Annotated in this window: 12 protein-coding genes; 10 read left to right on the plus strand and 2 right to left on the minus strand. The window is 49.6% G+C overall.

All coding sequences use genetic code 11. From position 1 onward, the window contains the following. Positions 1 to 14 precede the first annotated feature (14 nt). From ACTCCX_RS00165 to ACTCCX_RS00190, 6 genes are all read left to right on the plus strand, one after another. Complete coding sequence (locus tag ACTCCX_RS00165) at positions 15 to 1,496, plus strand: glutamate synthase subunit beta (protein WP_463274182.1); 1,482 nt, start codon at positions 15 to 17, stop codon at positions 1,494 to 1,496. Positions 1,497 to 1,911: 415 nt separating this feature from the next. Beyond that, complete coding sequence (locus tag ACTCCX_RS00170) at positions 1,912 to 3,495, plus strand: hypothetical protein (RefSeq protein ID WP_463274183.1); 1,584 nt, start codon at positions 1,912 to 1,914, stop codon at positions 3,493 to 3,495. Positions 3,496 to 3,856: 361 nt separating this feature from the next. Further along, a complete protein-coding gene (locus ACTCCX_RS00175) occupies positions 3,857 to 4,825 on the plus strand; it encodes a tocopherol cyclase family protein (protein ID WP_463274184.1) in 969 nt (322 codons plus the stop codon). 38 nt (positions 4,826 to 4,863) lie between these two features. Then, positions 4,864 to 5,304 carry a VOC family protein gene (locus tag ACTCCX_RS00180; RefSeq protein WP_463274185.1) on the plus strand — a complete coding sequence of 147 codons (441 nt, stop codon included), beginning with the start codon at positions 4,864 to 4,866 and terminating at the stop codon, positions 5,302 to 5,304. 51 nt (positions 5,305 to 5,355) lie between these two features. Then, on the plus strand, positions 5,356 to 5,763 hold the full coding sequence (locus ACTCCX_RS00185; protein ID WP_463274186.1) for a secondary thiamine-phosphate synthase enzyme YjbQ: 408 nt from the start codon (positions 5,356 to 5,358) through the stop codon (positions 5,761 to 5,763). Positions 5,764 to 5,847: 84 nt separating this feature from the next. Beyond that, positions 5,848 to 6,462: an NUDIX hydrolase gene (locus ACTCCX_RS00190; RefSeq protein WP_463274187.1), complete on the plus strand. Its 615-nt coding sequence runs from the start codon at positions 5,848 to 5,850 to the stop codon at positions 6,460 to 6,462. Between the two features lie 79 nt (positions 6,463 to 6,541). Here the strand turns inward: ACTCCX_RS00190 and ACTCCX_RS00195 are convergent, their stop codons facing one another. Both ACTCCX_RS00195 and ACTCCX_RS00200 read right to left on the minus strand, forming a co-directional pair. Next, complete coding sequence (locus ACTCCX_RS00195; protein WP_463274188.1) at positions 6,542 to 6,979, minus strand: acyl-CoA thioesterase; 438 nt, start codon at positions 6,977 to 6,979, stop codon at positions 6,542 to 6,544. A gap of 263 nt (positions 6,980 to 7,242) precedes the next feature. Continuing rightward, complete coding sequence (locus tag ACTCCX_RS00200; protein WP_463274189.1) at positions 7,243 to 10,674, minus strand: pyruvate carboxylase; 3,432 nt, start codon at positions 10,672 to 10,674, stop codon at positions 7,243 to 7,245. Positions 10,675 to 11,128: 454 nt separating this feature from the next. Between ACTCCX_RS00200 and gcvT the strand changes: the two genes are divergently transcribed. From gcvT to gcvPB, 4 genes are all read left to right on the plus strand, one after another. Next, positions 11,129 to 12,247 (plus strand): glycine cleavage system aminomethyltransferase GcvT, encoded by a 1,119-nt coding sequence (gcvT, locus tag ACTCCX_RS00205; RefSeq protein ID WP_463274190.1) that lies wholly within the window; start codon positions 11,129 to 11,131, stop codon positions 12,245 to 12,247. Positions 12,248 to 12,435: 188 nt separating this feature from the next. After that, positions 12,436 to 12,831 carry a glycine cleavage system protein GcvH gene (gene gcvH, locus ACTCCX_RS00210; RefSeq protein WP_272162280.1) on the plus strand — a complete coding sequence of 132 codons (396 nt, stop codon included), beginning with the start codon at positions 12,436 to 12,438 and terminating at the stop codon, positions 12,829 to 12,831. Between the two features lies 1 nt (position 12,832). Further along, the gene (gcvPA, locus tag ACTCCX_RS00215; RefSeq protein ID WP_272162279.1) at positions 12,833 to 14,188 is read left to right on the plus strand and encodes an aminomethyl-transferring glycine dehydrogenase subunit GcvPA; all 1,356 of its coding nucleotides are present in this window, start codon (positions 12,833 to 12,835) and stop codon (positions 14,186 to 14,188) included. After that, complete coding sequence (gene gcvPB, locus ACTCCX_RS00220; RefSeq protein ID WP_272162278.1) at positions 14,181 to 15,629, plus strand: aminomethyl-transferring glycine dehydrogenase subunit GcvPB; 1,449 nt, start codon at positions 14,181 to 14,183, stop codon at positions 15,627 to 15,629. Before gcvPA ends, gcvPB begins: the two co-directional genes overlap by 8 nt. Positions 15,630 to 15,703 lie beyond the last annotated feature (74 nt).

The following is a 15,703-nucleotide window of genomic DNA, read 5'->3' on the forward strand; positions in this document are numbered from 1 at the left end:
GGAGGAGGGATAAGATGGGAAAAATTACTGGATTTAAGGAATACAGCCGTTCCAATTACGAAAAGATTTCTCCGGAAGTCCGCATCAAAAATTGGGGCGAGATGCGTGAAGAAACATCAGATGAAAAAATTCGGACCCAAGCTGCCCGTTGTATGAGCTGTGGCATTCCCTTCTGTTCGGCAGGCATCATGCTGCCGAATGGGGCGTCCGGTTGTCCTCTGCACAATCTCATCCCCGAGTGGAATGACATGGTGTACCGCGGGCAATGGAAAGAAGCTTACGAACGTTTATCTTTGACCAATCCGTTTCCGGAATTTACAGGACGTGTCTGTCCTGCTCCTTGTGAAGGTTCTTGTACATTGGGACATATCGATGAACCCGTTACGATCAGCAGCATCGAATACGAAATCATCGAACATGCTTTCCAGAACGGTTGGGTCAAACCGGCTAAGGCTCCGGCTACCGGCAAACGGGTTGCGGTAGTCGGCTCCGGTCCTGCTGGTCTTGCGACTGCGCATTATCTGACTTCAGTCGGCCATGCGGTCACTGTCTTCGAAAGAAGCGACCGTCCAGGCGGATTGTTGATGTACGGTATCCCGAACATGAAATTGGACAAGGATATCATCCAAAGAAGACTGGACATCCTGGAAGAAGCTGGCGTGGCATTTGTCTGCAACACAGAAGTCGGCAAAGACATCAGCGCGCAGGAATTGGTTGACACGTACGATGCAGTCGTTCTTTGCGGAGGCGCAACCCGCGCCCGCGGCATAAATGTCGAAGGCAATGACGCGAAAGGTGTGCACATGGCCATGGACTTCCTGACTGCAAACACACAAAATATCCTTGCAGGGGAAACACAGGAAAGCAAAATTTCTGCCAAAGACAAACATGTCATCGTTATCGGTGGCGGGGATACCGGTACCGACTGTGTCGGTACATCCATCCGTCATGGCGCGAAGAGTGTGCATCAATTCGAAATCATGCCGCAAGCTCCGGACAAACGTGACACAAACACGAATCCATGGCCGGAATGGCCTAAAAAGCTGAAAACGGACTACGGCCAAGAAGAAGCGATCTACTTGACGGGTTCCGATCCGCGTAACTATGAGATCAACACGACGAAAGTCGAAAAGAATGAGGCAGGCGAAGTGACGGCTGTCCATACTGTACAGATCGAATGGAAACGTGATGCGTTGGGCAGAATGAATCCTGTTCCTGTTGAAGGAACCGAAAAAGTCTGGAAAGCGGACCTAGTATTGTTGGCTATGGGATTCACCGGTCCTGAAGATACGATTCCGGATGAATTGGCCTTGAAACGCGATCTGCGCAGCAATATCCAAGCAACAGAGGGCGACTACAGAACAAACGTGGACAAAGTCTTTACATGCGGCGACATGCGTCGTGGACAAAGCTTGGTCGTGTGGGCACTGCAAGAAGGAAAACTAGCCGCAGGCGAAGTGGACCGTTTCTTGTCAGGCGACACAGCTATCTACTGATATTCATTAATGAAACCGAAGCAGCCGAGATGCGCTGCTTCGGTTTTTTTGTGGGTTTTTGGTGCGGCAACCGAAACACGTGCGCTGCTCCGGCGAGGATACATTTGGCTGGAGCTGGGCGGGAAATAGCACCGTCAACACCGGCGAGAATGCCTTAACAGGAGAAAGGCTAAGAATGATATCATCAACTCCGTCGGGCCAATCCTGACAGGAGCTGACGCCATCCCGGAGCGCTTTTCTCCGGTGAACGTACATTCAGGTACAACCTTCATCGAGAATCCAAAGCTGTCAGGAGGGTCAAACAATTCCATATATTGAAAATCGAAATATAACTCAAAAAAATGGTATAATAACAGCAACAAATCCTTACGTGATCGAAAAAGGATGAATGAAGGAAAAGAGAGGGTGCAGAGTTGTGAAAAATTGGAAAAGTGTGGCGATTGCCTATGGCCTACCGGCAGTCGTTCTTTTAGGATATTGGTATTCGGCGTTGACCCCGGTGTCGATCCAGTCGCCGGAGTTTTGGACGAATATGTTTTTGTATTTGGTTGCGAGTGCGGGATTGATGAACATTTTGGATCGGACGAAAGCAGATAAGGTCAACAAAGTTACCGGAGCCATTATCGGGATCAGTATCGTTTTCGTTATCGGGGGGATGCTCCTTGGTTCCCAAATTTTCAGGGCCAAGGATTATGCTAGCTTGATTACGCATACGGAAGGCAATTTCGAGGAGGACCTGACTATCACGGACCCTGCGCAGATACCGACGATCGACCGCGATATGGCGGAGCGTTTGGGCAGCCGCAAACTCGGCGAAGTCCTCAATTTGGTTTCGCAATTTGATGTCAGCACGGAATATACGCAGATTGCTTATAAAGGCGACTCGGTCCGTGTCTCGCCATTGGAATATGTCAGTTTTTTCCGTTGGTTGAACAACCGATCTGACGGGATTCCGCATTATGTGACTGTCGATATGGTGACGGGGGATGCTGAATTGGTGGAGCTTGAGAAGAACATCCATTACTCCCATTCCGGCTTTTTCGGGGATGATATCACACGGCACATCTTTTTCAACTATCCGACCGTGATGTTCGAAAATCCGGTCTTTGAATTGGATGAAGAGGGCAATCCTTACTACATCGCGCCCATCGTTGAAAAGAAATTCAGCTTCATGGGGCCCAAGGAAGTCGTTGGTGTTTTCGTTGTGGATGCTTCAACGGGTGAAATTTCGCGTTACAGTGTTTCCGATGTGCCTGATTGGGTAGACCGCGTGTTCCCGGCGAATATGGTGATGACGCAGATCAATTACAACGGGCAATACCAAGGCGGCTACCTGAACAGCGTCATCAGCAAGAAGGGCGTCATCCAGAATGCACAAGGCTACAACTACATCGTGTTGAATGACGATCTGTATCTGTATACCGGCTTGACTTCCGTAGCGGCGGATGAGTCCAACATCGGTTTTGTGCTCGTCAATTCGAGGACCAAGGAATCGAAACGCTACAACATCAGCACTGCCACAGAATGGAGCGCTATGGAAAGCGCCCAGGGATCCGTGCAGGAAAAAGGCTACATCAGTACTTTCCCGCTTTTGTTCAACATGGAAAATAAGCCGGTCTATCAATTGTCCTTGAAGGATGATGCCGGGTTGATCAAAATGTACGCCTTCGTTAATGCGACGAACTACCAGAAAGTCGGGACTGGCAATTCCTTGGCTGCGGCCTGGAATGCCTATACCGGCGGCGTCGTGAGTGCAACGGAAGACGAGGATGAAGCCGAAGAAATCGTCGAGACCGAAACCATCAGCGGTGCCATCACGGCCATGGAATCAGTGGTCATCGGTGGCGAAACGACCTATTACTTCACGCTGGAGGGCGAAGCAGAAACCATTTATGTCGCCAAAGTATCCATCGACAAGCAGTTGCCGTTCATCAAAGCCGGTGACAGTGTGACGATAGAAGTGGATGGTGCACGCGTCGTATCCATCATCAAGGAATAAGTGACAATCGGAAGAGGAGTCCGTCTTATTTAAGGCGGGCTCTTTTTTGTTGCTTTGCCGGAGGAGGAGAGACTAAAAGACGATCACCTCCTACCACGACGGCTTCGCCGGAGTTCGGCGGTCCATAAAAACAGCTCCTCCGGTGAACATCCGCTCGCCGGATTTGAGCTGACTGGCGCAATGCTGTTCTCCAATAGGGCACACCTAAATCGGAGTTAGCGTTCAAATTCCATAAACAAACATTTCTGACGGTATTGGATAAAACGGAAAAAGATCGATCTGCAATTTAAAAAAATTGACGGACCATGGGCTGTTGTTGCATAGTAAAGATAAGAATGCATGCGAAAGGAAGCGCTGTACCATGGCGAATAAAGTGACCCATCCGATCCTGTTTCAAGGTGACCTGAAAAAACAAGGCCCCTATTTTGAAGGCTGGTATTTCAAGAGTGTATCGGCGGATGAAAAGACCGTCCTCAGCCTGATTCCCGGCATTTCGCTTACGGAGGAAGACCCTCATTGTTTCATCCAATATTCCTATGTCCATAGCGGAAATACGCTCGAAAAAGAGCTGCGGACCGGATACATCCGCTACCCGTTGTCTGAGTTCAAATGCAACCGAAGCCCTTTTTTGCTGAAAGTGGGCAGCAGCGTCTTCTCGGAAATGCTCGTCAGTGTGCACCTGGAGGAGGATGATTTCCGGATAGAAGGCATCCTGAAACTGGGGCCTTTCCAAACGATCAAACGGACGCCGGTTTCTCCGTCCATCATGGGTTTCTTCGCCTACATCCCCAATATGGAGTGCTACCACGGCGTCATCAGCATGACTCATGCGATCGATGGAACAGTGGCGATCGGAACCAAAACCGGTGATTTTACGGGCGGCAAAGGCTACCTCGAGAAGGATTGGGGGACGTCCTTCCCGGATGAATATGTCTGGATCCAATGCAACCATTTCCGGAATGAGCAGACTAGCCTCTTCTTCTCGGTGGCGAAAATCCCTTTTCGAGGTTCCTCGTTCGAAGGCTTCATCTGCAGTTTCATGCTGGATGGGGAGGAATACCGTTTTGCGACCTATAACCGCAGCAAATTCACTTTGGGCCTCTTGACTGATGATCGCATCGAAATCGAAGTTTCCAACGCATCCGCCTCCCTGACGATCTGCGCGGAAGTGCTCCATGGAGAGGCGCTGCTGGCGCCGACAGACCAAGGGATGAACAAGATCGGCAAAGAAGGACTTTCCGGTATCGTCACGGTCGATTTCACAGACAAGAAAACCGGGAAAAATTACCATGATGTGGGAAATGTGGCAGGCATTGAAGTCGTGCGTTGAGGTTTAAAAATAAAATACGAGCGAAAGAAGGAATCCGTATGTTGACAAGCTTATTCCCTTATCTGAATTTCGACGGCAATGCCAAGGAAGCCACACATTTTTATGTGGAGGTCCTTGGTGGCGAATTGATCGGTATGACATCCTTCGGGGAAGCCCCGAAGGACGAATCCGAGACGGCAGAAGCATTTTCCTTGCCGCCAGGTGTGGAGGAACGGATCATGAACGCACAGATCAGACTGAAGAATGGCGCCATGTTGATGATTTCCGATGTTCTCCCGGGAATGGAATTTCGTTTAGGCAATAATCTGTCGTTGACACTTACCTACGCTGATGTAGAGGAAGCCCGAGCCGTCTTCAAACGCTTGGCCGATGGCGGCACCATCGGCATGGAACTCCAACAGACTTTCTGGAGCCCATTGTATGGCAGTCTGACGGATCGTTATGGCGTCGAATGGCAGATTTCTGTGGACGCAAATTAAGTTGCTGAGTTTCAGGAAATGCCCTTATGTTGCAGAATGGAGGGGAAGAGGATGGGCCAAAATCTGTTTACTTATCGCATCCAGACAAGCGGCAAACAGTCGCTGACGAACATCGATGTCTATCTAGAGGACGCATTGGCGAAAAGCGGCGTAAGAGATGGCATCATGGTCGTTTTCTGTCCGCATACGACAGCAGCCATCACGATCAATGAAAATGCTGACCCTGATGTTCAGAAGGACCTCAATTGGGGGTATACGGATACGTTTCCGAACAAGGGAAGTTACAGACATGTCGAAGGCAATTCCGATGCGCACATCAAGTCCTCGCTGACGGGTGTCAGCGAAATGATCATCGTGGCGGAAGGACAGATGCTGTTGGGTACTTGGCAAAGCATCTATTTCTGGGATTATGATGGCCCACGTAACCGTAAATTCCATGTGAAAATCATCCCCGGATAGGCTTGGGGTGCGGTTTGAGCATAATGTTTCGAATTCGAGATAAAAACGTGTATAATGTAAGAAAAACAAGCGGTAGGTGAGGACATGATGCTGGAGGATATCAAAAAAATATTGGCTGAACGTAAACCCATGCCGATCGGAGAGCAACGTTACTTTTCCGTGTTGCTTCCTTTGATCAGGGTGGAAGAGGAGCTTCATGTGCTTTATGAAGTTCGGGGCGAACACATCTCCCAACCGGGGGATACTTCATTCCCGGGCGGGGCTGTGGAGCCGGGGGAAAGCTTTGAAGAAACGGCGATCCGGGAAACAATGGAAGAATTGAACATAAAAAGGGACAACATCACGATTTTGGGGGAAATGGACTATATCATGAATGAGCGTGCGATCATCCATTGCTATGTCGGCGAAATCGTCGGTGTGAACAAGGATGATATCCGCTTCAATAAGGAAGTGCAGGAAATCTTCACGGTGCCGCTTCAGTATTTCATGGACAATAGGCCGACCTATTATTCCTCGACGGTCCGGTTGGAACATCCTGATGATTTTCCCTTCGAATTGATTCCGAATGGGAAGGACTATAAATTCAGGATCGGCGTCCATAGCGTGCCGTTCTACCATCTTGAGGACCATCGACTCTGGGGGTTCACCGCGAACCTGACCGACCGATTCATCAACTTACTGGAGCAAAATGAGCAATGATCAAATAAGCAAAAAGGGACCGACTCGTTAAGGGCCGGTCCCTTTTTGCTTATTGGCACAAGAATACGGAAATATCTGATCAAATATTAAAAATATGATCGCGATATTTTTCGAAGCTATCGTGCACATCTGGTTTGAATTTCTTTAACGAAACCGGGCGTCCAGCATCATTCAGGAAGCAATGCTGGCTTTTGCCGGTTGTGCGCAGTTCACCGGTTGCGACATCGATGACACGGTAGGTTAAGCCCAATTTCACGCCGGTGTAGGAAGAAACTTCGGTCAGGACATAGACGGAATCCCCGAACCGGACCATCGTCTTGTAGTGCGCTTCAACAGAAAGGACTGGGCTGGTGATGCCGGCTTCTTCCAATTTTGCATAATTCGCGCCGATCTGGTCCAGAAAGTCCACGCGGGCTTCCTCGAACCAACGGATGTAATTGGAGTGATGGATGATTTTCATCTGATCGGTTTCATAGTATTGAGCGACATGGATATATGGCTTTAATTCATTATTCAAAAAAGTTCCTCCTTGCGATAGCATTCTTTCAATAAGAAAAGGAGCAGAAATCTGCTCCTTCTAGTGCGTATAATAAGTTGTCTAGCTACACGGGTAAGCCTTTCGGAAAGGATAAAGGAACCCCTTGTCTCTGCGAGCCAAGGATACTATTCGACTAACCTGCTGACGCAGGAAGTCTCTCAGCATATTGCGCTCTTCGATGCTCAGGCGGTACGATTTCCTAAAATTCATTCAGGGCTGAACGAACCCGTTCCGCTTTTTTTTTATTTTGCCTCGATCTCGATCAGCAGGTCTCCGGCTTCGATCTGATCGCCGTCGATGACATAGATCTGATCTACGACACCGTTGATTGTTGAACGGATCATCGTTTCCATCTTCATCGCTTCGGTGATCACGACTGGATCGCCTTGCGATACGCGATCGCCGCGTTTGACGAGTACTTCCAATACAGAACCAGGCATTGTTGCGCCGACGTGTTCTTTGTTGGTAGGCTCTGCTTTTTTGCGGATCGCTTTCGTACTGGTGATGGACATGTCTTTGACTTCAATCTCACGGCCTTGGCCATTCAGTTCGAAGTAAAGGATGCGCATCCCATCCGAATCCGGTTCACCGATCGAGTTCAATTTGATGATCAAAGTTTTGCCTTTTTCGATCTGAACTTCAATCTGTTCGCCTGTACGCATGCCGTGGAAGAAAGTAGGGGTGTCAAGTTTTGTGACATCGCCGAACTTATCGTAGACTGCGACATAGTCCAAGAAAATTTGTGGGTACATCAGGTAGCTGATGACATCCTCATCACTGGCTGTGCGTTGGATTTTTTCCTCCAACTCAGCTTTCAAAGCAACAAAGTCGATCGGCTCACGCAAACTGCCCGGTCTTTCTGTGATGGCTTTTTTGCCTTTCAGGATGATTTCCTGCAATCTTTCAGGGAATCCGCCTGTAGGTTGACCCAAGTCGCCCTTGAAGAAGCTGATGACGGATTCAGGGAAGTCGATGGTTTCACCTTTTGCGTAGACATCTTCTTCATTCAGTTTGTTTTGGACCATGAAGAGGGCCATATCGCCGACAACTTTGGAGGATGGTGTCACTTTCACGATGTCGCCGAACATTTTGTTCACGTCAGCGTACATTTCTTTGACTTTATCCCATTCATCGGTCAAGCCGACAGCGCTCGCCTGTTGTTGCAGGTTCGTATATTGTCCGCCCGGCATTTGGTGATTGTAGACTTCTGTTGATGTCGTTTGGATGCCGCCTTCGAATTCTTCGTAGTAGTCACGGATATCTTCCCAATAACGGTTGATTTTGTGAACGTTATGGATGTTGATGTCCGGCTCGTGTTCAGAACCTTCCAAAGCATAGTACAAGCTGCTGATGCTCGGTTGGCTGGTCGTACCGCTCATGGCACTCATGGCCACGTCAACGATGTCGACGCCGGCTTTGATCGCTTCTGAGTACGTGTAGATGCCGTTTCCGCTTGTATCATGCGTATGCAGATGGATCGGAAGGTCGACGGTATCCTTCAATTCGCTGATCAGACGGTAAGCCGCTTGCGGTTTCAAAAGACCGGCCATATCCTTGATCGCGATGATGTGTGCGCCCAATGATTCCAGCTCTTTGGCCATCTCTTTGTAGTATTGGATCGTGTATTTCGTTTGTGTAGGATCATTGATATCGCCTGTGTAACAGATGGCTGCTTCAGCGATCTTATTGTTGTCGCGCACGTACTGGATGCTTCTTTCCATCTGCTTCGTCCAGTTCAAGCTGTCGAAGATACGGAAAACATCGATTCCGTTTTTAGCGGCAAGTCTGATGAACTCTTCCAAACCGTTGTCCGGATAGTTTTGGTATCCGACTGCATTCGATCCGCGGAACAGCATCTGCAATAGCGTATCCGGCATTTGCGAGCGCAGTTTCTTCAATCGTTTCCATGGATCTTCGCTCAGGAAGCGGTAGGCCACGTCGAAGGTAGCTCCTCCCCACATTTCCGAAGAGAACAGTTGCGGAATTGCTGCTTGCGTTTCGGCTGCGATGGCTTGCATCTCGTTTGTGCGGATACGGGTAGCCAACAAGCTTTGGTGCGCGTCACGGAAAGTCGTATCCGTCAAGAGCACACGGTTTTGGTCCTTGATCCATTGGCTCACGGCTGCAGGACCTTTTTCATCCAAAATGTTTTTGGCAGTAATGATGTTTTGCTCCGGCACGACAATGTCGGTCGGGATTCTAGGCTTATCATAGAATTTCTTGTGGCCTTTTTGGATGCCCGGGAAGCCATTAACGGTAATGTTTCCGATGTACTGCATCGTTTTGTTACCACGGTCGCGCGTTTTAGGGAATTCGAACAATTCAGGCGTCGTATCGATGAAAGTCGTTTTCGCATCGCCTGATACGAAGATCGGGTGCGTAATGACGTTGAACATGAACGGAATGTTCGTTTTCACGCCACGGATACGGAATTCAATCAGGGAACGTTCCATTTTGCGGACGGCTTGATCGAATGTCGAAGCGTGTACGCATAATTTAACCAATAAGGAGTCGAAGAACGGTGTTACGACCGTACCTTGGAATCCGTTACCAGCATCCAATCGGATACCGAAGCCGCCTGGAGAACGGTAAGTGTTGATTTTTCCGGTGTCAGGGAAGAAATTGTTCAACGGATCTTCCGTCGTGATCCGGCATTGGATAGCAGCGCCGATCAATGGGATATTTGCCTGTTGCGGGATGCCGATTTCTTTATGCAGATCTTGACCTTGGGCGATCAGGATCTGTGATTGCACGATATCGACTCCTGTGATCAATTCTGTGATTGTGTGCTCCACTTGGACACGCGGATTCACTTCGATGAAGTAGAATTGATCGCCTTCCAAAAGGAATTCAACAGTTCCGGCATTCACATAGCCGACGTGTTTCATCAATTGAAGTGCAGAGTTGCAGATTTCATGGCGAACTTTATCCGACATGGAAACGCAGGGTGCCACCTCGACAACTTTTTGATGGCGGCGTTGCACGGAGCAGTCGCGCTCGTAAAGGTGAACGATGTTGCCATGCTCATCCCCTAAAATCTGAATTTCGATGTGCTTTGGATCTTGAATGTATTTTTCGACATAAATTTCATCGCTGCCGAATGCTGCTAAAGCTTCACTGCGGGCTCTTTCGAAACCTTCGCGGGCTTCTTGTTCGTTGAAGGCCATACGCATACCGCGTCCGCCGCCACCTAAAGCCGCTTTGATCATGATTGGGTAGTTGTAGGTTTCCGCAAACTCGATGACTTCGTCGATGTTTGCGACTGGACCGTCTGAACCTGGGATTGACTGGATGCCGGCTTCCACAGCCGCAACTTTTGCTTTGATTTTATCGCCAAAAATGTCCAGATGTTCCAAAGAAGGGCCGATGAATTTGATGCCTTCTTCTTGGCAACGTCTAGCGAAGTCGATATTTTCAGATAAGAAACCATATCCTGGATGAATGCCGTCTGCACCGGATTCTTTAGCGATGCGGATCAGGTCTTCGATGTCCAGATAGGCGTCGATAGGCTTTTTGCCTTTTCCGACCAAATAGGCTTCATCTGCTTTAAAACGGTGCACAGAACCTTCATCCTCTTGCGCATAAACGCCAACAGTAGGGATTTTCAGTTCAGTCAGTGCACGAAATACACGTATCGCGATTTCGCCGCGATTTGCAACCAAAACTTTTTTCAATATTTCCACCTCGCCAGTTTTATTAAATTCAGAAACATTTCTTATACAATGATTAAAAATGATTCGTGATTTCCGCCAAAGATGAAAATTTGGCGAGAGAAATCAATTATATCTTTTTAATTATTCATTTTACACATTATTCTGCTTGTTTACAACTACCTTTTTAAGAATCTGTTAATAATTGAGAAAAATGTCGTTTTTGGACAAAATACGAACTATATGAATCGTAATTCTTCATAACGTAAGCATATTTTTCGTAATTTGAAATGAACCATGCTATTGTGAGGATGGATTTGCGTTTAATGCGAACGATCTATTATGAGAGTATATTGCCCGTTTTCTGTGCTAAAATAGATAACAAAGGGACGTGAAGCGGTTACACGTTAATGTGACGGAAAGCCGAAAAACAGTCGTAAAAAATGCGGAATCCAGGAAAGAAAAGGGGGATTTGTACGTGAGTGAACCAACGATAGGCAAACGCACGCCATTATTTGAGTATTATAAAGCGAACGGCGTGAAGCTGATTGATTTCGGAGGCTGGGAGATGCCGATCCAATTTTCCGGAATTCTTGCCGAACATGAAGCAGTCCGTGAACGCGCCGGACTATTCGATTGTTCGCATATGGGGGAAATCGAAATATCCGGCGGGGAAGCCGAAAGCTACCTGAACGGGCTGCTGACGAATGATGTCAGCGAGATGACCATCGGACAAGCCCAATACAATGTCATGTGTTATCCGGATGGCGGGGCAGTCGACGATGTCATCTTGTTCAAAATGGACGAAGAGCGCTACCTGTTGGTCTGCAATGCTTCCAACACGGATAATGTCTATGCATGGATGCAGCAAAACAACGGATCGGAAGCGATCCTCAACAATATTTCCGACAGCATAGGCCTGCTCGCCCTGCAGGGACCGGCAGCCATCAAGATTTTGAAGGAACTGACGGAAGCCAATCTGGATGCCATCGGAAATTATCATTTCATCGCGGACCAGGTAGTGGCGGGCATTCCGCATGTCCTGATTTCGAGGACGGGCTATACCGGCGAAGACGGCTTTGAATTGTATCTGGCTGGTGAACAGACCGCGTCCTTATGGGAAAAACTGTTGGCCGCCGGGGAAGCCTACGGTGTGTTGCCTTGCGGGCTCGGTTCGCGGGACACGCTTCGCCTGGAAGCAGGGATGCCGCTCTACGGCCATGAATTGTCCGAGGAAATCAATCCGTTGGCGGCTGGGCTGGGATTTGCGGTCAAAACGAAAAAAACGAGCGATTTTATCGGCAAAGCGGCCTTGACGGCAATCCGCGAAAACGGATCATCCGAAAAGATCGTCGGTTTCGAAGCAACCGAAAGAGGGATCCCACGCGAAGGATACAAAGTTTTTTCCTTGGACGGGGAGGAAATCGGAATCGTCACTTCCGGAACGCAATCGCCGACTTTGAAGAAAAGTATCGGGATGGCCTTGGTGAAGTCGGAAGCGGCCGCCATCGGCACAGAAATCCAGATCGAAATACGCAACAAACGCATCCAAGCGACAATCATTCCGAAACCATTTTATAAAAGAAAGAAAAGCTGAACGGGTTCGTTCAGCCCTGAAAGAAATTTAGGAAATCGTGCCGACTGAGCATCGTAGAGCGCAATAGGTACGATTTATATAATTTCCGAAGGGCTTACCCGTGAAGCTAGCCATCATTATTGAATAAGGATAAATTTTATAATTCTCTATAACAATAAACCAGCGCACTGCGCGGAAGGATGATCAACATGGCAGACCACAAAAATTTTTATTACACAAAAGAGCATGAATGGGTAGAAAAAATCACGGATGATACGGTACGCATCGGCATTACGGAACATGCGGCGGAACAACTGGGCGACATCGTGTTCGTCGATTATGTTGCCGATCTGGATGCGGAATTGGCCAAAGGGGACGAAGCGGTCACTGTTGAATCCGTAAAATCCGTTTCGGAAGTGTATGCGCCGGTTTCCGGAACAATAATCAAACAGAACGAGGCTTTGGCTGATGCGCCAGAAACCGTCAATGCGGAAGCTTTTGCAGGTGGCTGGATGTACGAAATGCGCTTGAGCGATGCCAGCGAATTGGATGAATTGTTGAGCTACGAAGAGTACGAAGCATTCGTGGCCGAGGAGGAAGCATAAGATGACTGAGGAGCAATTCCGTTATTTACCGGATACAGCCGAAGACGAGAAGGAAATGCTGGCTGTCATCGGGGTCAAAAGCATGGAGGACCTGTTCACGGATATCCCTGAAGAGATCCGCCAGAAGGAAGAATTGGCGATTCCGTCTGCCGTCTCCGAATCGGAACTATTGAAGCAAATGAAAGCTTTGGCCGAAAAAAACGTCAGCGCCGGGCAGATGCCGATCTTCATGGGCGCCGGAACCTACGATCATTACATTCCGAGCGTGGTTGATGCAGTGATTTCGCGCTCCGAATTCTATACAGCCTATACACCCTATCAGGCGGAAGCCAGTCAAGGGGAGCTGCAGGCGATTTTTGAATTCCAATCGATGATCAGCGAATTGACCGGGATGGAAGCGACAAACTCTTCCTTATATGATGGATTCGCTTCCTTGAGTGAAGCAGTCGGTTTGGCAGCGGCAGTCACGAAACGGAACGAAATCGTGCTTTCACAAGCGGTCCATCCGAATGCCCGTGCCGTCATCCACGCCGCCGCAAAAGGTCGCGGTCTGGATGTCATCGAAGTGTTGATGGAGAAGGACGTCACCAATTTCAATGTCACAAGATGCCTGACGACTCCGGATACCGCTGCGATCGTAGTCCAATACCCGAATTTCTTCGGATCGGTGGAAGATTTGGCTGTTGTTAAAAAGATCGCCGAAGACAAAGGGGCGCTGTTGATCGTGATGGCCAATCCGTTGGCGCTGGGAATCCTCGAAGCGCCCGGCAATTTGGGTGCGGATATCGTTGTCGGCGACACGCAGCCTTTCGGTTTGCCGATGTCATTCGGCGGCCCGCACTGCGGTTACTTCTCCGTTAATCAAAAGCATATCCGCAAAGTTCCCGGCAGAATCGTCGGGGAAACCGTGGATGCGGCTGGGGAGCGCGCCTTTGTGTTGACGCTCCAAAGCAGGGAGCAGCATATCCGCCGCGAAAAAGCGACATCCTACATGAGTTCGAACCAAGCCTTGAATGCGTTGGCTTCCGCCGTCTGCATGGCGGCCCTCGGGAAGCAGGGCGTCCAGGAAATGGCGCAGCTGAACGTCGACAAAGCGGCTTATTTTGCCCAAGCTTTGCAGGCTAAAGGCTTCGCGATCCTGAACCAAGCGCCATTCTTCAATGAGTTCGTCATCGATCTGTCTTTCCCAGCCGAAGAAGCCAACCGCGCTCTGCTGGAGGCGGGAATCATCGGCGGTTACAGCTTGGCGGAGACTTATCATAAGCCGAATCAGCTGTTGGTTTGTGCCACCGAAAAACGCACGAAGGAAGAAATCGACCGATTCATTGCGGTATTGGAGGGTATGAACCATGCGTAAAACGAAAAATGTGATCTTTGAATTAAGCCGTCCGGGTCGCGTCGGCTACACCCTGCCGAAAAGCGATGTCCCGAAAACGGACTTCAAAGCAAAACTGCCGGAGCATCTTGTCCGCAAACAGCCAGCCGAACTGCCTGAAATCAGCGAACTGCAACTGATGCGCCATTACACCAACCTTTCCCAGGATAATTTCGGCGTGGAAAACGGCTTTTATCCGCTGGGATCCTGCACAATGAAATACAATCCGAAAATCAATGAGGTGACCGCCCGCTTGGACGGGTTCGCCAACATCCACCCGTATCAACCGGTGGAGACCGTCCAAGGCGCACTGCAACTGATGCATGAGCTGCAGGATGATCTGGCAGTCATCACCGGCATGGATGGCGTTTCTTTGCAGCCGGCAGCCGGAGCGCACGGCGAATGGACCGGATTGATGATGGTGCGGGCTTACCATGAAAAGAATGGCGACCTGCAGCGCACAAAAGTCTTCGTGCCGGATAGTGCGCATGGCACCAATCCATCCAGCGCGCATATCGCGGGCTTCGATGTGGTAAGCATCCCATCGACCGCTGAAGGGTTGGTCGATCTCGAAGCCTTGCGCAACGCAGTCGATGACCAGACTGCCGCCTTGATGCTGACGAATCCGAATACGTTGGGCCTTTTTGAACGCGACATCGTCCAGATTGCCGAAATCATCCACGGAGCCGGCGGATTGCTGTATTACGACGGAGCGAACCTGAACGCAATCCTCAGCAAAACGACGCCGGGCACGATGGGCTTCGATATCGTCCACCTGAACCTGCACAAGACTTTCAGCACGCCGCATGGCGGTGGCGGACCGGGAGCCGGTCCGGTAGGCGTAAAAGCTTATCTCAAGGAGTTCTTGCCGATCCCGAGAGTGGAGAAGACGGAAGAAGGCTATGTGCTGAACAGCAATCATCCCGCTTCGATTGGGCCGGTCAAAGGCTATTACGGCAACTTCGGCGTCCTTGTCAGAGCCTATACCTACATCCGCACAATGGGTCCAGTCGGCTTGCGCAAAGTTTCTGAGAGCGCCGTATTGCATGCGAATTATTTGCGCAAGCTTCTCGAGAACGATTTCGACACGCCTTATCCGGTCATCTGCAAGCACGAATTCGTCCTTTCTGGCAACCGCCAGAAGAAAGGCGGCGTGCGGACATTGGATATGGCTAAACGCTTGTTGGATTACGGCTACTATGCTCCGACCGTCTATTTCCCGCTGATCGTCGAGGAAGCCTTGATGATCGAGCCGACGGAAACCGAGAGCAAAGAAACGCTCGATGACTTCGCGAACGCGCTGATCGCGATTGCGCGCGAAGCCGCCGAAACGCCGGAAACCGTCACCCAGGCCCCGCATCAGACATCTGTCAGACGACTGGATGAAGTGCGCGCTGCCAGGGTGATCAAGGTAAAATACTGAATGGGTTAAATCAAAAGAACAGCCCCCGCTTATCCATTGATTAATGGATCGGCGGGGGCTGTTCGTTGTCTGCG

Source organism: Trichococcus sp. (genome assembly GCF_055118575.1).

Coding starts and splice junctions, on each gene's coding strand:
- ACTCCX_RS00175 (WP_463274184.1), top strand. CDS start 3,857: ATGGCGAATAAAGTGACCCATCCGATCCTGTTTCAAGGTGACCTGAAA.
- ACTCCX_RS00185 (WP_463274186.1), top strand. CDS start 5,356: ATGGGCCAAAATCTGTTTACTTATCGCATCCAGACAAGCGGCAAACAG.
- ACTCCX_RS00190 (WP_463274187.1), top strand. CDS start 5,848: ATGATGCTGGAGGATATCAAAAAAATATTGGCTGAACGTAAACCCATG.
- gcvPB (WP_272162278.1), top strand. CDS start 14,181: ATGCGTAAAACGAAAAATGTGATCTTTGAATTAAGCCGTCCGGGTCGC.
- ACTCCX_RS00165 (WP_463274182.1), top strand. CDS start 15: ATGGGAAAAATTACTGGATTTAAGGAATACAGCCGTTCCAATTACGAA.
- ACTCCX_RS00180 (WP_463274185.1), top strand. CDS start 4,864: ATGTTGACAAGCTTATTCCCTTATCTGAATTTCGACGGCAATGCCAAG.
- gcvPA (WP_272162279.1), top strand. CDS start 12,833: ATGACTGAGGAGCAATTCCGTTATTTACCGGATACAGCCGAAGACGAG.
- gcvH (WP_272162280.1), top strand. CDS start 12,436: ATGGCAGACCACAAAAATTTTTATTACACAAAAGAGCATGAATGGGTA.